The following is a 20,043-nucleotide window of genomic DNA, read 5'->3' as shown; positions in this document are numbered from 1 at the left end:
GGCTGCGCGATCCTATCAAGGTGTCTTGCAGCCTTGAATGGAGCGGCTTAGAGGGGTGAGCGGGCCCTGGGGCTGGTGTCTCGCGGCTGCGTTGCTGGGGGGTGCCTTGGTCGCCACCAACCCCGATGAGCAGGATTTTGAGGACTTCGCCGGTGAGCGCCTGGTGCTCCTGGCTGATGCGGAGCTGTGTGATCAGGGCGGACTGCCGATGGTGGCGAGACTGCTGATTCAGAACTGTTCGGAGCTGGTGCAGGGGCAGCGGGCTGTGCTCGGACGATTAGCCCTGCAGGGCAGCCGGCGCATCAATGCCGGTGTCTTCAGCCTTTACAACACGGAGATCGGCGGCCAGACCCTGCTGCCCGGGCTTCGCCTGCCCCGGTATCGGATCCTCACCTTGGGGGTGGCGGGTCAACTGGTGATGCTCCAGGCCAGCGCTGATGAAGCCTGATCGCTCTGGCTCCGCCCGCCTGAGCTTGCAGCTGCCCCGAGCGTTGCTGGATCCCTGCCAGCACGATCTGCCCTGCGGCGATGCCGATGGCCTGGTGCCGGTGCAGCTGGAGCTGGAGGCGGGCCGGATTGCGGCCATTCACCCGCTGAAGGCAGCTGTGGGGTTGCCCCTGGCGCTCACCCCCTTCGTGGAGCCCCACGCCCACCTCGATAAGGCCTTCACCTGGGGGCAATACCCCAACCGCAGCGGTCAGATGGCCGGTGCCCTCCGCGTGAACCTGCAGGAGGGGGAGCAGCGCAGCGTTGAGCAGGTGCAGGTGCGGGCGGAGCGGGCCCTTGATCAGGCCTGGCGCTATGGCTTGCGCGCCATCCGCAGCCACATCGATAGTGGTGGCCCGGGCGCCGTCCCCAGTTGGGACGCTTTGCTGGAGTGCCAACAGCGCTGGCGCGGCCGTGTGGAGCTCCAACTGGTGGCGCTGGTGCCCATCAGCCACTGGAGCACCGCTGAGGGCCGTGATTTGGCCGAGCGGGTGGCGGCAGCTGGTGGGTTGTTGGGAGGCGTGCTGGGGCCTCCTTATCCACGGGTGCGCCAGGATCGCCAGGCACTTCAGGGGATGCTGCAGCTGGCCGATGCCCTGGGCTGCGGCATCGATCTGCACGTGGATGAAAGCGGCGAATCGCCTGGTGTGGGTGTGCAACTGCTGCTGGAGCAGCTGGAGCGCTCGCGCCCGCAGGTGTCGATCACCTGCAGCCATGCCAGCAGCATCGGCTTGATGCCACTGCCGGCCCAGCAGCGCCTGGCCGATCGCCTGGCCCGATGCGCCGTGGAGGTGGTGGCGCTGCCCACCACCAACCTCTGGCTGCTGGGCCGCAGCGGCGATCACGACCTGGCCCAGCGGCCTCTCGCGCCGGTGCGCCAGCTGCAGCGGGCCGGTGTGACGGTGGCCATCGGCGGCGACAACATCCAGGACCCCTGGGATCCCGGCAGTGATGGGGATCCGCTTGAGTTGCTGCGCCTGGCCAGCCGCGTGTGCCATGCCCCTCCCTGGCAGCGCCAGGGGCTGACCCCGTTCACCACGGCTCCAGCGCGGATGCTCGGCCTGGCCTGGGACGGGATCCTGCGGCGAGGTGCTCCGGCGGATCTGCTGATCACCGGCGCCACCAGCTGGAGCGAGCTGCTGGCGCGTCCGCCCCAGCGGCGGGTGTTGCGCAGCGGTCAGTGGCTATCGAGCCCACCCACCGAACAGCAGGCGCCTGCCCTTGCCAGGCTGGACGATCTAGCCCCGCTCTGACCCTCTGCATGGCTTCGCTGCTGCCCAGTGCCCTGCCGCATCCGTTGCCGGCGCCGGCCCAGGCCGAGCAGCTCGAGGCCCTGGCTGCGGACCTGCGCGCTGCTGGCCTGATGCCGTTGCGCAGCAGCGGGGAACTGGAGCAGCTGGCGGCAGATGCCTTTGTGTATTCGCCGGTGCTGCAGCCGCTGCTGCAGGGGTTGCGAGCTCAGTTGGGGGTGCGGGCTGAGAGCGCGGATCAGGTGCTGGCCGTGGCGGCGGCCTGCGTGCGCCATGGCGTCAGCCTCACCCTGCGGGGCGCTGGCACCGGCAACTACGGCCAGGCCACACCGTTGGCTGGGGGCCTGGTGCTCGAACTCAGCGGCATGAACCGTTTGCAGCAGCTCGATCCGAGCAGCGGCGTGTTCACGGCGGAGCCGGGGATTTTGCTAGCGGATCTGGAGCAGCAGTTGCAGGCCCGCGGCCGTGAGTTGCGCCTGCTGCCGAGCACCGTGCGCACGGCCAGCCTGGCTGGTTATCTGGCGGGGGGATCGAGTGGGATCGGCTCGCTGCGCTGGGGCTTCCTGCGCGATCCCGGCCACCTGCTCGGCCTCGAGATCATCACGCTCGAACCCACACCGCGGCGCCTGCAGCTGGGAGCAGCCGACGCCCAGGCCATCAACCATGCCTATGGCTGCAACGGCATCATCACCAGCATCACCATGGCCAGCGCCGAGGCGGTGCCCTGGCAGCAGTGGGTGCTGGAGTTCCCCAGTTGGGACCAGGCCCTGGTGGCGGCTCAGCAGTTGCCGGCCACGGCGTTGCAGCTCAACGCCCTCTGCGCTTTGGAAGCCGGCGTGGCCCAATGGATGCCCTGGCCGAAGGGCTGCCCACCAGCGGAGGCGGATGGCCATCGGTTGCTGGTGCTGGCTGCGCCGGATGCACGCTTAGCCCTTGATGCGCTGTTGCCCCGTTGGGGAGGCCAGCTGGTGTGGGAGGAGCTCCAAGGCCAGAGCCGTGGCATCCCCCTGCGGGAGCTCTGCTGGAACCACACCACGCTGCATGCGCGTGCCCACGATCCGAGCTTCACCTACCTGCAGCTGCTGTTGCCTCAACCGGAGCAGCCGGCCCTGGCCGCCCTGCGCCAGCGCTGGGGTGATGAGGTGCTCTGGCACTTGGAGGCTGTACGGGCCCAGGGTCAGCAGCGCTTGGCCTGCCTGCCCCTGGTGCGCTGGCGGGGCCGTGAGGCGCTGGACGACCTGATTCGCCACGCCTGCGACCTGGGCTGCCTGCTGTTCAATCCCCATGCGATCACCGTCGAAGACGGTGGATTGGGTGGCGTGGATGCGGCCCAGGTGGCGGCCAAGGCCAGCTATGACCCCGCGGGGCTGCTCAACCCCGGCAAGCTGCGCGGCTGGCTGGAGCGCTGAAGCGCGTTCGCCTCAGCAGCCCAGGCTGGCGCGCGTGTCGGCGCCGGTGCTGGGGTTGGTGCCGCTGGCCTTGGCACAGAGCTGCCGCTGATCGGCGCGATCGATCAGCGCGTCGCTGAAGTCAGCGCCGGTCACATCCGCGCCGCTGAAGCTGGCGCCCGCGGCAATCACCCCCACCAGTACGGCATTGCGCAGGTTGGTGTGGCTCATGTCGGTGCGGTCCATCAGCACATCGCTGAGGTCAGCGCCGCTGAAATCGGCTTCAGGGAAGGCCCCTTGCGTGAAGATCGCGCCGTGAAGGTTGGCGCCAGCGAAGTTGGCACCTTTGCCCACAGCCCCGGCAAAGGAGGTGTTCACCAGTTGCTGACCGGCGAAACTCTTGCCGCTCTGGTTGGTGAGCGTGTAGTCCACGGTGTCCTGGAACAGGGCCCGATCCTGCAAGCCCACGCCCGCGCTGGTGTCGAGCGCCATGGCCGGCAGCGCGGCCACCAGCAGCCAGAGGCTGGCCACAAGGGCCGTAAGGCGGCGGATCAGCATGGCGGCGCAGGCGTCTGCGTTCAGTCTGTCGCCTGAAGCAGGGGCAGGAGCTCCGCTACCAGATAGAGGGAGCCGCACGCCACCGGCAGGGCGGGAGAGTCCACCAGCCAGGCCAGGTTGGTAGCGAGATCGATGGCGCCTGTCTCCAGGGGAAGGCCTGAGGCGGCCTGGAGCTCTGCGGTACTCCAGCTGTTGTGCTCCGCCGGCAAGGCCACCACGCGCACCAGATCTCCTTCCGGCACCAGGCTCTGCAGCAATTGCGGCGCATCCTTGTGGCGCTGCATGCCGATCAGCCAGCGCCGCGGCAGGCCCTGCTCATGGGTGCGTTGATCCAGCTCCTGCCGCAGGGCGGCAGCGGCCGGTGGGTTGTGGGCGCCATCCACCAGCAACGGATGCCCCTGGAACTGGCGATGCTCCAGCCGGCCGGGCCAACGGGCCTGCTGCAGCCCTGCCCGGATGGCGGCGGTGTTGATGGGCCAACCGCGTTCCGCTAGAGCCTCGGCTGCGCCACAGGCCACGGCGGCGTTGAGACGCTGCAGATCCCCACGCAGGCCCAGCAACGGGCCGCCCTCCGCGGCGCTCGGGAGTGGTTGCACCCAGCGGAGCGAGCAGTTCTGTTGGCTGGCTTGCTGGCGCAGCACCGCCGCGGCCTCCGGCGGTTGCGGGCCGCTCACGGCGGTCGCGCCGCGATGCAGCACTCCCGCTTTCTCAACGGCAATGGCGCCGATGGTGGGGCCCAGATGTTCGGTGTGGTCGAGCCCGATGCTGGCGAAGGCCAGCACCTGGCGATCGGGATGCACCGTGGTGGCATCGAGCCGGCCCCCCAGCCCCACCTCCAGCACCGCCAGCTCCACACCTGCATTGGCGAAGGCCTGCATGGCCGCGGCGGTGACCAGCTCGAAGGGGGTGAGGTTGTGCCGCAGCGCCAGGGGCTGCAGCTCTTGCAGCAGATCCTTGAGGGCTGCCTCCGCAATCAGACCGTTTGGCAACCGGATGCGTTCGCACCAGCTGAGCAGATGGGGTGAGGTGTAGAGGCCGCAGCGGATGCCCGCGGCGCCGGCGATGGCATTCAACATCGTGCTGATCGACCCCTTGCCGTTGGTGCCGGCCACCTGCACCGCGGCAAAGCGACGCTCCGGATGGCCCATCTCAGCGAGCGCGGCCTGCAGCCGCTCCAGGCCGAGGTCAACGCCTCGGCGGCTGAAGGGCGCGATCAGCTCGCTGAAGGGGTCTTGGTCTGGCACGCGATCAGGGCTCGTTCCAGCCGTTTCACGGCCTCGCGGATGTGGCGCGGCTGAATCGTGAGGGGGGGCACAAAGCGCACCACATTGGTGCCGGCGGGCACCAGCAGCAGCCCTTCAGCCATTGCTGCTTTCACCACATCGATGGCGGCGGGGCCATCGGGCCTCAGCACCAAACCCTGCAGCAGACCCCAGCCGCGGCAGCCCTCGGCCAGCGTGGGGTGGCGCGCCACTAAGCCGGCGAGCTGCTCCTGCAGCAGCTGACCCATTGCTTCGGCATGGGCGGGCAGGTTGCGGCGCACCAGCTCTTCGGCCACGGTGAGGCCGGCGCGGCAGGCCATTGGATTGCCGCCGAAGGTGCTGGCGTGCTCACCGGCTTTGAGGTGATCGGCTGCGGCTTTCACACAGAGGGCACCGATGGGGAAGCCGCCACCCAGCCCCTTGGCCAGGGTGAAGGCATCGGGCTCCACGCCGAGCTTCTGGTAGCCCCAGAGGCGACCGGTGCGGCCCACGCCCACCTGCACTTCATCAAAGATCAGCAGGATGTTGTGCTGATCGCACAGCTCCCGCACCCGCCGGAAGAAGGCCTGGTTCCCGGGGTTCACGCCGCCTTCGCCCTGGAGTGGCTCGAGCATCACGGCGGCCACCCGTGGACCGTTCCGTTCGCATTCCGCCAGCAGGGCCTCAAAGGCGGCGGTGTCGTTGTAGGGGAAGTAGCGGAAGCCTTGCACCATCGGCTCAAAGCCCTGGTGATATTTGGGCTGGCCGGTGGCGGTGACCGCCGCCAGGGTGCGGCCATGGAAGCTGGCTTGGGCGGTGAGGATCAGCGGGCCGCCTGCTTCTTGGCCGATGCCACGCACTTGATGCCCGTGTTTGCGGGCCAACTTGATGGCGCCCTCGTTGGCTTCGGCGCCGGAGTTGCAGAAGAACACCGCATCGGCACAGCTGTTGGCGGTGATCCAGGCGGCCAGTTGTTCCTGCTCGGGAATGCGATACAGGTTCGACACGTGCTGCAGCTTGCGCAGCTGCCGGCCCAGGGCCCGGCGCATCACAGCACTGCTGTGGCCGAGGGTGCACACAGCGATACCCGCCACCCCATCGAGGTAGCGGCGGCCCTGGCTGTCCCACACCCACACGCCGCGGCCGCGTACGAGTTCGAGGGGGAACCGCCCGTAGGTCTGCATCACCGCCGATGTGGCGGGGCTGATGCGAGGGGGCGGGGTCATAGGAGCGGTGGGACTTGAACCCACATGCCCGAAGGCGCTCGATTTTGAGTCGAGTCCGTCTACCAATTCCGGCACGCTCCCGCGTGGCTGACTTTAGGGGTCAGCCTTCAGCCCACGCGGCGGATCGAGGCACCGACGCGATTGAGCTTGCCCTCGAAGTCGGCGTAGCCGCGATCGAGGTATTCCAAGCCCTGCACCGAGGTGATGCCTTCAGCGGCTAGGCCCGCCAGCACCATGGCGGCGGAGGCCCGCAGGTCGCTGCCCTGCACCGGTGCACCGCTGAGGCGTGCCACGCCTTCCACAAAGGCGGTGCTGCCCTGAACGCGGATCGCTGCACCCATGCGTTGCAGCTCAGCCACGTGCTGCATCCGGTTTTCGAAAATGTTTTCGGTGATCACGCTGGTGCCCTGGGCCGTGGCCAGCAGGCTCATGAAGGGTGCCTGCAGGTCGGTGGGGAAGCCGGGGAAGGGTTGGGTGCGCAGATCCACGGCCCGGATCTCGTCGGCGCTGATCGTGACCAACGTGCCGTCGATGTTGAGTTTGCAGCCCGCTTCTTCGAGCTTGGTGAGCACCGCGCGCAGGTGATCGGTGATCACCGGGCCCACGGTGAGCGTGGAACGGGTGATGGCGGCGGCCAACAGGAAGGTTCCGGCCTCGATGCGATCGGGGATCACGGCGTAATCGGCACCGTGCAGGCGCTCCACGCCCACGATCGTGATGGTGGGCGTGCCCGCGCCGCGCACCTTGGCGCCCATGGCCAGCAGCAAGCCGGCCAGATCTACCACCTCGGGCTCGAGAGCGGCGTTTTCGATTACCGTTTCACCCTCGGCGAGGGCGGCAGCCATCATCAGGGTCTCGGTCGCGCCCACGCTGGGGCAATCGAGGTGGATGCGGCCTCCCTTGAGGCGATGGCCGCGGCCTGGCACCACGGCCGACACCACCCCGTGCTCGATCGTCACCTGGGCGCCCAGGGCTTTGAGGCCCTTCACGTGCTCCACCACCGGGCGGGTGCCGATCTGGCAACCACCGGGCAGGGGAACGCGGGCGATGCCCAACCGTGCCAGCAGGGGGCCGATGCAGAAGAAGCTGGCCCGCAGGCTGTTCACCAGCTCGTAGGGCGGGGCCGATTGGCTCAGTCCCGAGCCATTCATTTCGAGGCTTTCGCCATTGCGGCGCACCTTCACCCCCAGGGAACTGAGGATGTCTCCCATCCCTTGGATGTCGGTGAGAGGCGGCACGTTGCGCAGCCGCAACTGATCTTCGGTGAGCAGGCTGGCCGCCATCAGCACCAGGGCTGAATTCTTGGCACCACTGACGCGCAGCTCTCCCGACAGACGGCGATTGCCCGCGATCTCAAGCTGGGGGTTGAGAATCTGTTGAGACGGGACAGCGGTCACAGTCATGGCTTCGGGCGTCCCGCCTTAGGGGCCTCATCCTGACAACCTGTTCTGAGACCGGCAAGACGTCCGGCGCTGGAACTGGCTTGGCCCAGGGGGCGCCCCCCTTGATGGGGTACATTTCCGGGGTCGCTGACGCGACACGCCAGCCCCTGCGGATGTGGCGGAATTGGTAGACGCGCTAGTTTCAGGTACTAGTGGCAGCAATGTCGTGGGAGTTCAAGTCTCCCCATCCGCACTTTGAAAGCTCTCCTCAACTAGGGGAGCTTTTTTGTTGCTTTCCTGCTCTTGCTTGCTGCCGTTCGGCATCGTTGTCAGCCTTTACGGCAAGACAGCTGCACCCCTACAGCTGCTTTGATCGTTGTTGCTGCACCGTCGCGATGCTCGTTCTCAAAATCACCAATGCCCCTGAAGTGGTGGCAGCGAAGATTGGTCGTTTTCTCGAGGCGCTCACACCCGACTCCCTCGATGAAAAAACGGTGGAGGACGTGATCATCAAGGAATTGATCAGCAACCTCACCGCGGAGGGGCTCAAGGGTGAAGTGGCGGCAGTGCGGGGGCTTGAGTTGAAGGATGCCAGCCTCGAAGTGGGTGATGGGCTGCACGTGCGCCGCCACGAAACCTTCTGATGGAGCTGATCACCAGCCGGCGCAATCCGCTGGTGGGTCGCCTGCGGGCGCTGCACCAGCCCAAGGGGCGCCGTGAGCAGGGGTTGCTGCTGCTGGAGGGCACCCATCAACTCCAAGAACTGCTGCGGCTGGGGCTTCAGCCCGAGCAGCTGCTGGCCACCCCTGCCTGGATCGAGCGCCATGGCGCCCTGCTGGCGGATCAAGATCTGCCGCTGCAGCCGGTGGGCGAGGAGGTGATGGAGGCGGTGGCGACCACCGATCATCCGGATGGCGTGGTCGCCACCCTGGCTCGGCAGGCCCTGCCCGTTGCTCGGGGCGATGGGGCTTTTGTGCTGGCGCTGGATCAGCTCCAGGATCCCGGCAATCTCGGCACGTTGCTGCGAACGGCGTTGGCTGCCGGGGTGGATGAGGTGTGGCTTGGCGGTGGCGCCGATCCGCTCCAGCCCAAGGTGCTGCGCGCCTCAGCGGGTGCCGCTCTGGCCCTGCCGCTGCTGCGGCTCAGCGATCGCTCGGAACTGCTGCCCCTGCTGGAGCGGGCTGTGGCGGCGGGCCGGCAGCTGGCCGCCACGCTTGTTCAGCCCGGCGTGCAGCCCTATTGGCAGCTCGACTGGACGCGTCCCACGGTGCTGCTGCTGGGGAATGAAGGCGCGGGGCTACACCCGCAGCTGGCGGCCTTGGCTACCCATCGCATCACCATTCCCCACAGCGCGGCGGTGGAATCGCTGAATGTGGCGGTGGCGGCCGCGCCGCTGCTGCTGGAGCGCTGGCGGCAGCAGGGGGGCTGACAGGAGAGAATGCCTGCCAACTGAGCAGGCAACCGGTGAGCGACGGCAGCTTCGACTTTGATGTGATCGTCATCGGCGCCGGCTACGGCGGTTTCGATGCGGCCAAGCACGCTGCCGAGCACGGCCTGCGCACCGCCATCATCGAAAGCCGCGACATGGGCGGCACCTGCGTGAACCGCGGCTGCGTGCCTTCCAAGGCGCTTCTGGCCGCCAGCGGCCGCGTACGCGAGCTGGCCGATGCCGAGCACCTCAAGGGCTTCGGGATTCATGCCGCGCCGGTGCGGTTCGAGCGCCAGAAGATTGCTGATCACGCCAATCAGCTGGTGGCCACGATTCGCGGCAACCTCACCAAAACCCTGGAGCGTGCTGGCGTCACGATCATCCGTGGCGCTGGCCGCCTTGAGGGCCCCCAGAAGGTGGGAGTGCGGGAGATCAATGGTGTCGACCGGGTGCTCAGCGGCCGCGACGTGATCATCGCCACCGGTTCTGATCCGTTTGTTCCGCCTGGCATCGAAACCGATGGCCGCACCGTGTTCACCAGCGACGAAGCGGTGAGCCTCGAATGGCTACCCCGCTGGCTGGCGATCATCGGCAGCGGCTATATCGGCCTGGAATTCGCCGATGTGTACACGGCCTTGGGCTGTGAGGTGACGATGATCGAGGCCCTGGATCGGGTGATGCCCACCTTCGATCCCGATATCGCCAAGATCGCTGCCCGCAACCTGATCGACGGCCGCGACATCGATGCTCGCTCCGGCGTGTTGGCCAAGTCGATCAAGCCCGGCGCGCCGGTGCAGATCGAGCTGGTGGATATGCAGACCAAAGAGCCCGTGGAAACCCTGGAGGTGGATGCGGTGCTGGTGGCCACCGGCCGTGTGCCCAGTAGCAAGGGCCTGAACCTGGAGGCCTGCGGCATTGAAACCAACCGCGGCTTCATTCCGGTGGATGACGCGATGCGGGTGCTGGTGAACGGTGCACCCGTGCCCCACCTTTGGGCGGTGGGAGATGTAACCGGAAAGATGATGCTTGCCCACACCGCCGCTGCCCAGGGCACCGTGGCCGTGGACAACATCCTGGGCCACCCCCGCCAGATCGATTACCGCTCGATTCCAGCGGCCACCTTTACCCATCCCGAGATCAGCTCGGTGGGCTTGAGCGAAGCCGACGCCAAGGAGCTCGCGGCCAAGGAAGGCTTTGAGCTGGGCTCGGTGCGCAGCTACTTCAAGGCCAACTCCAAAGCCCTGGCGGAGCTGGAGAGCGATGGCCTGATGAAGCTGCTGTTCAACAAGAGCACCGGCGAGGTGCTGGGTGCCCACATCTATGGCCTGCACGCCGCTGATCTGATCCAGGAGATCGCCAATGCCGTGGCGCGCCGCCAGAGCGTGAAGCAGCTGGTGACGGAGGTGCACACCCACCCCACCCTCAGCGAAGTGGTGGAAGTGGCCTACAAGCAGGCCGCCATGGCCGTGGGAGCCTGAAGTGATGGAGATTCGTCGCCGGCCGCCCAACCCCAAGGTGAAGGTGGCTCACCTGGAGTACGCCATCCCCCATGAGGAGAGCGAACCCCGCAACATCCTCGAAAAGATCGTCTGGGAAAAAGATCGCGAGGTCACCTCGGCGCGGGATCGCGTCAGCCTTGAGCAACTCAAAAAGCAGGTTGCTGAGCTCCCACCCACCCGTGACTTCCTGGCGGCTCTGAAAGCGGCTTGCCGCAAGCCGGCTGTGATTGCTGAGGTGAAGAAAGCCAGCCCCAGCAAAGGAGTGATTCGTGAAGACTTTGACCCTGAAGCGATTGCTCAGGGGTATGCCGCCGGTGGGGCCAGCTGCCTCTCAGTTCTCACCGATAAGCAGTTCTTCCAGGGCGGATTTGAGGTGCTGGTGCAAGTGCGCCAGGTGGTGGACTTGCCCTTGCTGTGCAAGGACTTCATCCTCACCCCCTATCAGCTGTATCAGGCCCGTGCCGCCGGTGCCGATGCAGCACTGTTGATTGCGGCGATCCTCACCGATCAGGACATGGCCTACCTACTCAAGGTGGCCCGCAGCCTTGGGCTGACTGTGCTGGTTGAAGTGCACGATGCCGCCGAGCTCGAGCGGGTGCTCGCCCTGGATGGCGTGCAGCTAATCGGCATCAACAACCGCAACCTCGCCAGCTTCGAAACCGATCTGGCCACCACCGAGCAGCTCACCGAGCGCTACGGCGATCAGATCCGCGCCAAGGGCTGCCTGCTGGTGAGCGAGTCGGGTCTGTTCAGCCGCGACGATCTCGATCGCGTGCAAAGCGCCGGAGCGGATGCCGTTCTGGTGGGTGAGTCGCTGATGCGCCAGCCAGATGTGACGGCTGCGCTCGAGACCCTGATTGCTGGATGAGGGTGTCGGCTTAGAGGCCTGCTACAAAGACGCGAGCCTGGCTGGATTTCGAGAGTTGTTCCAATCCAGCATTCATTCAGCACAAGAAACGGTGCATGCAAAATTCCTAACCAAGATTGTGGTTGCATAAGTGCGGTTGCCTTGCATGGCCTTACGTGTCAACAGACTTGGCTCTCATTCGTCTTCCCGTCTTCCTCGCCGGTTGATTGCAGGGTTGGTGACTGCATCTGTGCTCGCTATAGCGCCCGGAATGCCTTTGGTGTCGCCAGTCTCTGCAGAGCAATGGAAAGCCGGTGAATGTGAAGCCGATGTGGATGATGGCGGTGAACCAATCAAAGTGTGCGACGACGGTTACCACATGGCTGTGTTCTGGAACGACGGTTCGTTCGTGAACGGAGCCTGCACCGAGGACGGCTCCTACAACGTGGACTACAAAGGTATTTCGAAGAGTGATGCCATCGCCTGGGTGAAGGAGTTCTGTGGCGACTGATCAGCTGCGAGTAGAAACCGCATAAAAAAGCCCCCGCTTTGGCGGGGGCTTTGCCTTGCTGCTGAAGGGGTGTCTGAGGATCAGACCTTGCGGGAGTAGAACTCCACCACCAGCAGTTCGTTGATTTCCAGAGCGACCCACTCGCGCTCGCACTTGCTGATCACCTTGGCGGTCAGCTTGTTCTTGTCGAGCTCGAGGTGAGGAGGAATGTTGGCCAGACCCGGGAACTCCAGGTTGCCTTCGGCCAGCTTCTTGCTCTGCTTGCGTTCGCGGATGGCGACCACATCACCGGCCTTGCACTGGTAGCTGGGGATGTCCACGACGCGACCATTCACGGTCACGTGGCCATGGTTCACCAGCTGACGGGCACCGGGAACGGTGGGGCCGAAGCCGAGGCGGAAGCACACATTGTCGAGACGGTTCTCGAGCAGCTTCAGCAGGTTGGTTCCGGTGGAACCCTCCTGGGCGCGCGCTTTCTTCACGTAGCGCACGAGCTGACGCTCGGAGATGCCGTAGTTGAAGCGAAGCTTCTGCTTCTCTTCGAGGCGGATGGCGTATTCGGAGCGCTTGCGACGGGCTTGGCCGTGCTGACCGGGGGGATAAGACCGCTTGGCGGACTTACGGGTGAGACCGGGAAGGTCTCCCAAGCGCCGCGTAATCCTCAGGCGAGGGCCGCGGTAGCGAGACATAGAAAACCGTGTGGTTGGGCAATGGAGCGGTGCGAGCCGTGGCTGGTGGAGCGGCCTTGCGAGAATCTCGCGAAGCAGACAGCTCATCCAGCGGGCTGTTGCCACGCCAGTTGTCGATCCTATCGCTCGGCCCTGGTTTCACCCTCATGCCGCCCATGAACCAGCTGCTGCAACGGTTGCTCCTGGCCTTGATCGGCTTTTACCGCCTGTTCATTTCGCCGCTGCTGGGGCCACCGCGCTGCCGCTTCATCCCCAGCTGCAGTGCCTACGGCCTGGAGGCGATCGAGCGGCACGGCCCCTGGAGGGGCAGCTGGCTCACCTTGCGGCGTCTGCTGCGATGCCATCCCTTCACCCCCTGTGGCTGCGACCCGGTGCCCGATTGATGGCTGAGTTGGTGCTCGTGACCCGCGTGGGTTGCTGTTTGTGCGAGGGGTTGGAGGAGAAGCTGCTCGCTCTGGCCTTGCCCATCACCCGGCTGGATGTGGACGCTGATCCACAGCTGTTGGCCCGTTTTGATCTGGAGGTGCCGGTGCTGCTGTTGCGCGAGGCCGGCGAGGAGCGTCAGCTGCCGCGGGTGTCGCCGCGCTTGTCAGCGGCCCAGCTGCGCGCCTGGCTCCAGGGCCAAGGTGTGGCCTGAGTTGGCGGCGTCAGTCTTGCTTGAGGCTCACAAGACTGGTTGCAGCGGCAACCGTGCCGGCTTGGAATGCGCTTAAAACAAGCGCATCAGCGCTGCCGCGATGTCTGATCGGCTTCACCCTTTGCTCCGTCAGGTCGGTCTGGCGGTGCCGCCTGGGTTGGCCAACGCGGATGTGACCAGCGTCAGCTGCGATAGCCGAAGGGTGGGGCCGGGCACCGTGTTTGTGGGCCTGCCCGGCGCACAAGTGGATGGAGGGGTGTTCTGGCCGCAGGCCATCGAGGCTGGGGCGGTGCTGGCGGTGATCGGGCGTGCGGCGGCTGAAGCCTGCCCCCCTGCAGATCAGGATCCCGTTTTGGTGGTGACCGATCCCGTGGCGCGCTGGGCCGGGATGTTGGCGGCGGAGTTTTGGCAGCAGCCGAGCCAGCGCCTGCACTTGATCGGGGTGACGGGCACCAATGGCAAAACCACCACCACCCACCTGATTGAGCATCTGGCTGCCAGTTGCGGCACACCCTCTGCCCTGTTCGGCACCCTGGTGAACCGCTGGCCCGGTCACAGCGTGACGGCACAGCACACCACCGCGTTTGCCGACGTGCTCCAGGGGCAACTGGCCCAGGCCGCAGAAGCTGGTGCGCAGGTGGGGGCCATGGAGGTGAGCTCCCATGCTCTCGATCAACAACGCGTCAGCGGTTGTCGTTTCGCGGGGGCGGTGTTCACCAACCTCACCCAAGACCACCTCGACTACCACCCCTCGATGCAGGCCTACTTCGAGGCCAAGGCCAGCCTGTTCAGTGCGGCCTTCCTCGAGATGCATGAGGGGCAGGCCACGGCCGTGGTGAATGTGGATGATCCCTGGGGCCAGCAGTTGGCGGAGCGGCTAGGAGGCCACGCCTGGCGCTGTTCTCTGGAGGAGAGCAGCGAAGCCGAGCTGCGCATGGAGCAGTTGCAGTTCAGCTCTGAGGGCGTGAAGGGGGTGCTGGTGAGCCCCCATGGCAGCGGCCCGTTCCAATCACCCCTGCTCGGCCGTTTCAATCTGATGAACCAGCTCCAGGCGGTGGGTGCCCTGCTGCAGCAAGGGTTGCCGCTGGCCAACCTGCTGCAGGGCCTCGCCAGTTTTCGGGGTGTTCCGGGCCGAATGGAACGGGTGGGTGTGGGCCGTGCGGAGTGCTGCGAAGGCTCCTTGCCGGCTGTGTTGGTGGATTACGCCCATACGCCCGATGGTCTGGAAAGTGCGTTGAAGGCCTGCCGGCCGTTTGCACAGGGCCAGCTGATCTGTGTGTTTGGGTGCGGCGGCGATCGCGATCGCACCAAGCGGCCGCTGATGGGCTCGATAGCAGCGCGTTTGGCCGATCAGGTGGTGGTCACCTCCGATAACCCACGCACGGAAGACCCCCAGCAAATCCTTCAAGACGTGATGCAGGGCATCCCCGAGGGCACGGCTGTGCAGGTGGAGGCGGATCGCGGCCGGGCGATCGCTGCGGTTGTGGCGGCTGCCCAGCCTGCTGATCTGGTGTTGATCGCCGGCAAGGGCCACGAGGACTACCAGATCCTGGGCACCACCAAGATCCACTTCGACGATCGCGAGGAAGCGGAGAAGGCCCTGCGGGATCGCCCCTGTTAGGCCAGCGCACCCAGGGCCGTCAGCAGGGCCTCAATCTCTTGGGCAGTGGTGGTGATGTGGGTGCAGGCCCGCAGGCAATCGGGGTCGTCCAGGCGGCGGATCCAGAGGCCTTGAGCGCCTAGTTGCTCCACCACATCGGCTGTGGCGGCACCTTGCAGGGTGAAACTCACCAACCCTGCCGGCGGCGGCTCAGGCAGCAGCGTGGTGACCCCTTCCATGGCCTGTAGGCCTTGCCAGAGCTGTCGGCTGCCGGCCTGGATGGTGGCGAGGCGTTCGCGGGGTGTCCCTGCTTGTGCGAGAAGCTCCAGAGATGTGGCCAGGCCGCTGCACAGCGGAACGCAGGAGGTGGCCACTTCAAAGCGGCGAGCGTCGCTGTGGAAGCTGCTGCCGGCGGAGGCCTCATGGCGCAGGCTGCGCCAGCCGATCAGGGTGGGCTGTGCCTGCTCCAGCAGCCGATCTGAGAGGGCGACGCCTCCCAGCCCCTCTGGGCCGCAACACCATTTGTGGCCCGTAAAGGCATAGATGTCCGCCGCGGCTGCGGCCTCGTCCACCGGGATGGCTCCCATCGACTGCGCTGCATCTATCAGCAGCCACGGCGCGTTGGGATGTTGCTGAAGGCGGTTCGCGACGGCGGTGATCGGCATCACGCTGCCGCTGTTCCACAGCAGGTGGGAGAGCGCCACCAGGCGTGTGCGTGGGGTGAGAGCTCGCTCTAGGGCCTCGAGCACAGCCTCGTCGAGGCCGGCTTGGGGGGTGTTGCGGCAGAGCTCCAACACCGGCAGCCACTGAATCTGTAGCCCCTCGCGCCGGGCCAGCTCCTGGCAGGCGGCAACCACTCCAGGGTGTTCGCAGTCACTGAGCAGCAGCACATCACCGGTTTGCCAGGGCAGTCCCCAGAGCGGCAGCACGCAGCCGCTGGTTACGTTTTCGGTGAGGGCAATCCGATGGGGGCTTACACCGCAGAGGTGTGCCAAGGCTTGGCGCACCCGGGTTGTTTCTTGTTCGATAAACGGCCAGACAATTCCGGTGAACGGTCCCAGTTCCTGGATGCGCTGCCAACTGGCGTTGATGGCTTGTAGCGACGGAGTCGGCAGTGGGCCCTGGCCGCCGTAGTTGAAGTAGGTCTTGTTAGCTAGTGCTGGACACAAGTCCCTGAGGCTATTGACGTTTGCGTGGGTCAAGGTGTGGGTCTAGCCTGTGGGTCTAGCCATAGTAGGGCTGCTCTCCATCGTGGTCTACCGCAAGCTCCCCAGCTACATCTACAAGCGTCGTCAGGGCTTCGGGCTGCAGCGTGCGGTGCCCTTAGACCTGCGCGAGGTGTTGGGAAAGGCCAAGTTCAAGGAGCCGGGCGGGGCAACGCTCAACGAGGCAAGGGCGCGCATACCAGGGTTCGTGGCGCGTACCGATGAGTTGATCCGCACAGCTAGGGGACACAGCCGCTTGTCCACAGATGAGCTGATCGAAGCGTTGCCTGAACTGACTGCGGAATGGGGCGACCCTCAAGACACAGTCGTCGCCTTGCAGATGCTTGGGCTAGAAGGTGTTGATCTTTTTTCGTCAGAACAGGTCAACAGAGGGAGTGACCTGCTGCTTGGCAAAGCTCAACCCCAAAAGCTTTTTACTTCCGAAGACCTCCTCGATGCACGACGGCGCGATAAACAACCAGCACCTCGTACCTATGAAGGATGGAAGAAGGCACTTTCGGCGTTTATGGACTTCACGCAGAAGGCGTCACCGCTGACGTGTTCGGAGCAAGATGCGGTTGACTACAAAGATCATCTCATCGCAAAAGTCAGTCGGAATACTGCAAAAGTCCAGTTGGCGTACCTATCAGGTCTTTGGACCACGCTGGTCGAGAAGAACAAGAAAGACAAGCCGCTGCATATTTTCAAAGGACTTGCCTCCTCCATCGAAGAGAGCACAAGGGATAAAGCACTAAGAGCTGCAAAGCGGAAGCAAAATCAGACCTTTGAAGCCATGCCCATTGATGAGTGGACTGGCTCGGTGTATGTCCCTGTCTTTAAGATTCTCTACTACACAGGCTGCCGTCTTGCTGAGGCTGCGGCCTTGAGGGGTGAGGATATTCATGATGATTACATCTCTGTTGAATGGCACGAAGATCGGAGCCTGAAGACGGCCAACTCGGTTCGTGATATTCCGATTCATCCAAAGCTTGTGGAAGTTCTGAACCGGTTTCGCGGAGCAAAAGGCTATTTGTGGCCAGCTTTGAAAACCGTTCATATACTTGATGGTGTAGAGATCATACGATGGGGACACAACCTTGCCAGGCCGTGCAAAAAAGTCACTGGGTTAAGGCCAAAGGACTTTCGCGATAGGTTCGCAACTCAACTTCGCTCTCTGGATTTCAATCAAGTCAATATTGAGCGCCTAATGGGTCATGCTGCCTTGACCACTAACAGCACATATGGGGGTAAAGACTGGTCTAAGTATGTGCAGATGATTCACTCTGTACAGTAAAGGCTGGTGGCTTGCCCCCTTCTTCAGTCAAGGCCGAAGAATGTGAGTTTATCGCAGAGTAACAGAGGCATCCAGGTAAATCATACCGGGTCTGTATCGATACATCCATGCTGGCAAGAAAGCAGGTCAGTGCCTCTCTTTTTGGTACCCTTGGTTCTGATAGGTTTTTGTCGTAACCACATAGGTCGATATTGCTTTATTATTTCTGGTTGCGCTAATTTCAGTCTAGCTTTGCCGCGGAAAATGGCTATATTCACATTTTCTTTTATTGAATTACTGAAGTCGAGCTTATTAAAAATGATCTATGCTGATCTGGCTGTTAAGGAGACTCTGGACAAACGGGGGTTGAGCGGCAGCAGCAAGGAGGCAAGTGTGCCTTTACCTGTGGAATACTTCTGATGCCACTTTCTGAGTGGTTTTGTTCTCCTGTTCAGCCACTTTGGGCTGATTTTTGAGGCTGAATCGCGGGGTTTAGCCATGCCAATCCCCTGGTCAGGCTGTTGCGAGCAATTGCCGTCGGGCCTGAAACAGATTCGACAGCGCTGCCAAGACCTGGATCTTGCAGCGGTTCTTGGCCAGGCCGCGCAGCCGGGTCTTCTGAAAGCCAAACTGCTGTTTGATCACGCGGAAGGGATGCTCAACCTTGGAGCGGATGTGGGCCTTGGCCGTTTCGATCAGATCCTGCAGCCTTCCATCTGGTGTATCTGGTAGAGCCCTGCGTTTGCCGGGTCGCATCGCAACCCTGAATTCCGTTGTCTTGCCTGCCATCTCAGGCCTTTTGGCGATGCCTTGGTAGCCAGCATCGGCGTAAACGACCTGCTCATCACCATGCAGCAGCTCAGCTGCCGGGGTGATGTCATGCACGTTGGCTGCGGTCACCACGACCGAGTGGATCAGGCCGGAGTCCTTGTCCACACCGGCGTGGATTTTCATGCCGAAATACCACTGGTTACCTTTCTTGGTCTGGTGCATTTCTGGATCCCGCTTCCCTTCTTTGTTTTTGGTGGAACTGGGCGCGGCGATCAAGGTGGCGTCCACGATCGTGCCCTGCCGCATCGTCATCCCACGTTCGCTCAGGTGAGCCTTGACGGTCTCAAAGATCTGCTCGCCCAGATCGTGCTTCTCCAGCAGATGGCGGAAGGTCAGGATCGTGGTCTCATCCGGGATCCGATCGCTGATCAAGGCGATGCCGGCAAACCGGCGCATGGTGGGCACCTCAATCAGGGCCTCCTCCATGGCTGGATCGCTGAGCGAATACCACTGCTGCAGCAGGTGAATCCTGAGCATGGTGGCCAATGGATATGGAGGCCGGCCACCTTTCTTGCTCGCTTTGGGGTAATGCGGTTCGATCAAGGCGATCAACGCCGCCCAGGGCACGACCTCCTCCATCTCAGCGAGGAACTTCTCACGCTTGGTCTGCTTCTTGGCGGTGGTCAGCTCGTAATCCGAGAAGCCGAGCTGCTTGGCGCCCATCACCTCAGTCCTGGCCTGCGATCACGGCTCCATTGTCTCGCGGCAGGCCTGGGTTTCCCAGAGTCTCCTTAAATCTATGATGGCGTGACTTGCCGGGAATGCCACCAGAGACTCATGGGGGGGCCTGCGAGGCCCTTCTGGTTCATTTCATGAAGAGGTTGCTCCGGGAAGAAATGAATCCTTTCGTAGAGCCTTGTAGGCCTCTGTCTCTTACGTGCAGTTGACCAATGCCCAAGAAGCTCACCAAGCACCAACGGCAATATCGAAAGCGGAAGAAGGACTCAAGTAGAGACTTTAGGCTGGTTAAGAAAGAGGGTGCTGCAGACGGAGTAAGAGTCACTCGTCGTCGCCTCAAGGTCTGGGTATCTGAAGAGGCCTATCAACGCTTGTGCGAGCTTGCATCTGTTGCAGGTATCTGCAATTGGGAGATGCTTACCAGAATTATTCTGAAGAGCCTTCCTGGATATGCTTGCTTCTCAGGAAGCGATTCACCGCTTGATAGATATTATTGGCCCGATGAATTGATCCATCCCAAAGAGCTTTCTGTCCGATCCAAAGGTTCCAAGGGCGACAGGCAGATCAGTTATGACATCACGAGTACCGCCTGGAAGAAGCTCGAATGTCATAAGACAGCCTCAAAGTTGTCTAAGGCTAGAATTGTTCAGGCAATTATTCTGAGCTATAAGCCTCTGACCCCAGAGCAACTCGAGCGTCAGCGCATCTATCGCCTCTCATATGCTCAGGAACAGCAAGAGTGGCGCGCCTCACAATCAAAAGAACAATCTGATGGTCGGAGACGTTTCTTCGATTTAGGGAATGGTCATTTTGGACATGTGAACGGGATACCAATGGAGTACTGGGATGAGGCCGAGCTGGATGAATATGATGAACTGCACAGAAGATATATTGCGCGACAATTAGAGAGGTTGAGGCTTGAGGGTCTGGAAGATAGCGATGAATATCGGACTTGGCAGAAAAAACAGATCCATTGGAGCGTCTGATTGGTCGCCTACCACATTTGCGTGCAGACTCAAGGCTCTAGATAGCATTACGGGGTGAGTAGTCCCTACCGAGGGAGGAAACCATAAACTTCAATCCCTCCGTCGGGTGGAACCGACGTTAAAGAAAGGCAGAACTGTGATTGCCCTCAAAGGTAGTAGCTCGTTCTGCGGTCTGGTTCTACCCCGACACTGGAGGATTCAGGCACCTTCAGCAGCAGTCAAAACAACTCCTGCCCGCGACACCTGGAGTGAGGTGGCGATGGGACCCTCTCCAAGTTGAAGCCCGTTCTGATGACGCATGACTGCGTTACGACGGGCATGTTTAAA

20 protein-coding genes and 2 tRNA genes are annotated in these 20,043 nt (G+C 63.4%); 14 read left to right on the top strand and 8 right to left on the bottom strand.

The features are described from left to right. Positions 1-55 precede the first annotated feature (55 nt). The 3 genes from CB0101_RS13660 to CB0101_RS13650 are packed head-to-tail and all read left to right on the top strand — an operon-like array spanning position 56 to position 3,145. Positions 56-448 (top strand): DUF4359 domain-containing protein, encoded by a 393-nt coding sequence (locus CB0101_RS13660; protein ID WP_010304150.1) that lies wholly within the window; start codon positions 56-58, stop codon positions 446-448. Continuing rightward, positions 438-1,739: an amidohydrolase family protein gene (locus tag CB0101_RS13655; protein ID WP_010304148.1), complete on the top strand. Its 1,302-nt coding sequence runs from the start codon at positions 438-440 to the stop codon at positions 1,737-1,739. The genes CB0101_RS13660 and CB0101_RS13655 overlap by 11 nt, the downstream gene beginning before the upstream one ends. 8 nt (positions 1,740-1,747) lie before the next feature. Next, complete coding sequence (locus tag CB0101_RS13650; RefSeq protein ID WP_010304146.1) at positions 1,748-3,145, top strand: FAD-binding oxidoreductase; 1,398 nt, start codon at positions 1,748-1,750, stop codon at positions 3,143-3,145. A 12-nt stretch (positions 3,146-3,157) separates the two neighbouring features. Here the strand turns inward: CB0101_RS13650 and CB0101_RS13645 are convergent, their stop codons facing one another. From CB0101_RS13645 to murA, 5 genes are all read right to left on the bottom strand, one after another. Next, a complete protein-coding gene (locus CB0101_RS13645; protein WP_010304144.1) occupies positions 3,158-3,682 on the bottom strand; it encodes a pentapeptide repeat-containing protein in 525 nt (174 codons plus the stop codon). Between the two features lie 20 nt (positions 3,683-3,702). Beyond that, positions 3,703-4,926 (bottom strand): folylpolyglutamate synthase/dihydrofolate synthase family protein, encoded by a 1,224-nt coding sequence (locus tag CB0101_RS13640; protein ID WP_010304142.1) that lies wholly within the window; start codon positions 4,924-4,926, stop codon positions 3,703-3,705. Further along, positions 4,896-6,149 (bottom strand): aspartate aminotransferase family protein, encoded by a 1,254-nt coding sequence (locus tag CB0101_RS13635; RefSeq protein ID WP_371413588.1) that lies wholly within the window; start codon positions 6,147-6,149, stop codon positions 4,896-4,898. Before CB0101_RS13635 ends, CB0101_RS13640 begins: the two co-directional genes overlap by 31 nt. Then, a tRNA-Leu gene (locus CB0101_RS13630) sits at positions 6,149-6,230 on the bottom strand. Before CB0101_RS13630 ends, CB0101_RS13635 begins: the two co-directional genes overlap by 1 nt. Positions 6,231-6,256: 26 nt before the next feature. Continuing rightward, positions 6,257-7,552, bottom strand: a complete 1,296-nt coding sequence (gene murA, locus CB0101_RS13625) for a UDP-N-acetylglucosamine 1-carboxyvinyltransferase (RefSeq protein ID WP_010304129.1) — start codon at positions 7,550-7,552, stop codon at positions 6,257-6,259. Between the two features lie 148 nt (positions 7,553-7,700). Here murA and CB0101_RS13620 point away from each other — a divergent pair. The 6 genes from CB0101_RS13620 (at position 7,701) to CB0101_RS13595 (ending at position 11,817) form a co-directional block, all read left to right on the top strand. Continuing rightward, positions 7,701-7,784: transfer RNA gene (locus tag CB0101_RS13620), tRNA-Leu, on the top strand. 142 nt (positions 7,785-7,926) lie between these two features. Then, the gene (locus CB0101_RS13615) at positions 7,927-8,175 is read left to right on the top strand and encodes a hypothetical protein (protein ID WP_010304127.1); all 249 of its coding nucleotides are present in this window, start codon (positions 7,927-7,929) and stop codon (positions 8,173-8,175) included. Further along, on the top strand, positions 8,175-8,960 hold the full coding sequence (locus CB0101_RS13610) for an RNA methyltransferase (RefSeq protein ID WP_010304126.1): 786 nt from the start codon (positions 8,175-8,177) through the stop codon (positions 8,958-8,960). Before CB0101_RS13615 ends, CB0101_RS13610 begins: the two co-directional genes overlap by 1 nt. A 35-nt stretch (positions 8,961-8,995) precedes the next feature. Continuing rightward, positions 8,996-10,438, top strand: a complete 1,443-nt coding sequence (gene lpdA, locus CB0101_RS13605) for a dihydrolipoyl dehydrogenase (RefSeq protein ID WP_010303968.1) — start codon at positions 8,996-8,998, stop codon at positions 10,436-10,438. Between the two features lie 4 nt (positions 10,439-10,442). After that, the gene (trpC, locus tag CB0101_RS13600) at positions 10,443-11,327 is read left to right on the top strand and encodes an indole-3-glycerol phosphate synthase TrpC (protein WP_010303964.1); all 885 of its coding nucleotides are present in this window, start codon (positions 10,443-10,445) and stop codon (positions 11,325-11,327) included. Between the two features lie 145 nt (positions 11,328-11,472). After that, positions 11,473-11,817: a hypothetical protein gene (locus CB0101_RS13595; protein WP_136644175.1), complete on the top strand. Its 345-nt coding sequence runs from the start codon at positions 11,473-11,475 to the stop codon at positions 11,815-11,817. 80 nt (positions 11,818-11,897) lie between these two features. On the opposite strand, the gene rpsD is transcribed toward CB0101_RS13595, so the two are convergent. Further along, positions 11,898-12,506 carry a 30S ribosomal protein S4 gene (gene rpsD, locus CB0101_RS13590; protein ID WP_010303956.1) on the bottom strand — a complete coding sequence of 203 codons (609 nt, stop codon included), beginning with the start codon at positions 12,504-12,506 and terminating at the stop codon, positions 11,898-11,900. 146 nt (positions 12,507-12,652) lie between these two features. Between rpsD and yidD the strand changes: the two genes are divergently transcribed. The 3 genes from yidD (at position 12,653) to CB0101_RS13575 (ending at position 14,764) form a co-directional block, all read left to right on the top strand. Further along, positions 12,653-12,889, top strand: coding sequence for a membrane protein insertion efficiency factor YidD (gene yidD, locus CB0101_RS13585; RefSeq protein WP_050778733.1), 237 nt, complete (start codon positions 12,653-12,655; stop codon positions 12,887-12,889). Further along, positions 12,889-13,143, top strand: coding sequence for a glutaredoxin family protein (locus CB0101_RS13580; protein ID WP_010303952.1), 255 nt, complete (start codon positions 12,889-12,891; stop codon positions 13,141-13,143). The genes yidD and CB0101_RS13580 overlap by 1 nt, the downstream gene beginning before the upstream one ends. Positions 13,144-13,243: 100 nt before the next feature. Further along, the gene (locus CB0101_RS13575) at positions 13,244-14,764 is read left to right on the top strand and encodes a UDP-N-acetylmuramoyl-L-alanyl-D-glutamate--2,6-diaminopimelate ligase (protein WP_010303950.1); all 1,521 of its coding nucleotides are present in this window, start codon (positions 13,244-13,246) and stop codon (positions 14,762-14,764) included. Here the strand turns inward: CB0101_RS13575 and CB0101_RS13570 are convergent. Continuing rightward, positions 14,761-15,912 carry an aminotransferase class V-fold PLP-dependent enzyme gene (locus CB0101_RS13570; RefSeq protein ID WP_246833776.1) on the bottom strand — a complete coding sequence of 384 codons (1,152 nt, stop codon included), beginning with the start codon at positions 15,910-15,912 and terminating at the stop codon, positions 14,761-14,763. The genes CB0101_RS13575 and CB0101_RS13570 overlap by 4 nt on opposite strands. An 82-nt stretch (positions 15,913-15,994) precedes the next feature. Here CB0101_RS13570 and CB0101_RS13565 point away from each other — a divergent pair, with 82 nt between their 5' ends. Next, on the top strand, positions 15,995-17,242 hold the full coding sequence (locus tag CB0101_RS13565; protein WP_246833775.1) for a site-specific integrase: 1,248 nt from the start codon (positions 15,995-15,997) through the stop codon (positions 17,240-17,242). 492 nt (positions 17,243-17,734) lie between these two features. On the opposite strand, the gene CB0101_RS13560 is transcribed toward CB0101_RS13565, so the two are convergent. Then, positions 17,735-18,715, bottom strand: a complete 981-nt coding sequence (locus tag CB0101_RS13560) for an IS5 family transposase (RefSeq protein WP_010303941.1) — start codon at positions 18,713-18,715, stop codon at positions 17,735-17,737. A gap of 227 nt (positions 18,716-18,942) precedes the next feature. On the opposite strand from CB0101_RS13560, the gene CB0101_RS13555 reads away from it, so the two are divergent. After that, complete coding sequence (locus CB0101_RS13555; protein WP_136644174.1) at positions 18,943-19,716, top strand: hypothetical protein; 774 nt, start codon at positions 18,943-18,945, stop codon at positions 19,714-19,716. The last annotated feature ends 327 nt before the right edge of the window (positions 19,717-20,043 follow it).

This window comes from Synechococcus sp. CB0101 (assembly GCF_000179235.2).
Classification (GTDB): domain Bacteria; phylum Cyanobacteriota; class Cyanobacteriia; order PCC-6307; family Cyanobiaceae; genus Vulcanococcus.
This window is presented reverse-complemented; position numbering and strand designations above follow the sequence as displayed.

Excerpts from the sequence above, each read along its gene's own strand:
- CB0101_RS13575 (WP_010303950.1), top strand. The coding sequence starts at position 13,244 with ATGTCTGATCGGCTTCACCCTTTGCTCCGTCAGGTCGGTCTGGCGGTG.
- CB0101_RS13595 (WP_136644175.1), top strand. The coding sequence starts at position 11,473 with ATGGCCTTACGTGTCAACAGACTTGGCTCTCATTCGTCTTCCCGTCTT.
- murA (WP_010304129.1), bottom strand. The coding sequence starts at position 7,552 with ATGACTGTGACCGCTGTCCCGTCTCAACAGATTCTCAACCCCCAGCTT.
- CB0101_RS13610 (WP_010304126.1), top strand. The coding sequence starts at position 8,175 with ATGGAGCTGATCACCAGCCGGCGCAATCCGCTGGTGGGTCGCCTGCGG.
- CB0101_RS13645 (WP_010304144.1), bottom strand. The coding sequence starts at position 3,682 with ATGCTGATCCGCCGCCTTACGGCCCTTGTGGCCAGCCTCTGGCTGCTG.
- CB0101_RS13635 (WP_371413588.1), bottom strand. The coding sequence starts at position 6,149 with ATGACCCCGCCCCCTCGCATCAGCCCCGCCACATCGGCGGTGATGCAG.
- CB0101_RS13560 (WP_010303941.1), bottom strand. The coding sequence starts at position 18,715 with ATGGGCGCCAAGCAGCTCGGCTTCTCGGATTACGAGCTGACCACCGCC.
- trpC (WP_010303964.1), top strand. The coding sequence starts at position 10,443 with ATGGAGATTCGTCGCCGGCCGCCCAACCCCAAGGTGAAGGTGGCTCAC.
- yidD (WP_050778733.1), top strand. The coding sequence starts at position 12,653 with ATGCCGCCCATGAACCAGCTGCTGCAACGGTTGCTCCTGGCCTTGATC.
- CB0101_RS13580 (WP_010303952.1), top strand. The coding sequence starts at position 12,889 with ATGGCTGAGTTGGTGCTCGTGACCCGCGTGGGTTGCTGTTTGTGCGAG.
- CB0101_RS13615 (WP_010304127.1), top strand. The coding sequence starts at position 7,927 with ATGCTCGTTCTCAAAATCACCAATGCCCCTGAAGTGGTGGCAGCGAAG.
- CB0101_RS13655 (WP_010304148.1), top strand. The coding sequence starts at position 438 with ATGAAGCCTGATCGCTCTGGCTCCGCCCGCCTGAGCTTGCAGCTGCCC.
- CB0101_RS13650 (WP_010304146.1), top strand. The coding sequence starts at position 1,748 with ATGGCTTCGCTGCTGCCCAGTGCCCTGCCGCATCCGTTGCCGGCGCCG.
- CB0101_RS13555 (WP_136644174.1), top strand. The coding sequence starts at position 18,943 with ATGCCCAAGAAGCTCACCAAGCACCAACGGCAATATCGAAAGCGGAAG.
- rpsD (WP_010303956.1), bottom strand. The coding sequence starts at position 12,506 with ATGTCTCGCTACCGCGGCCCTCGCCTGAGGATTACGCGGCGCTTGGGA.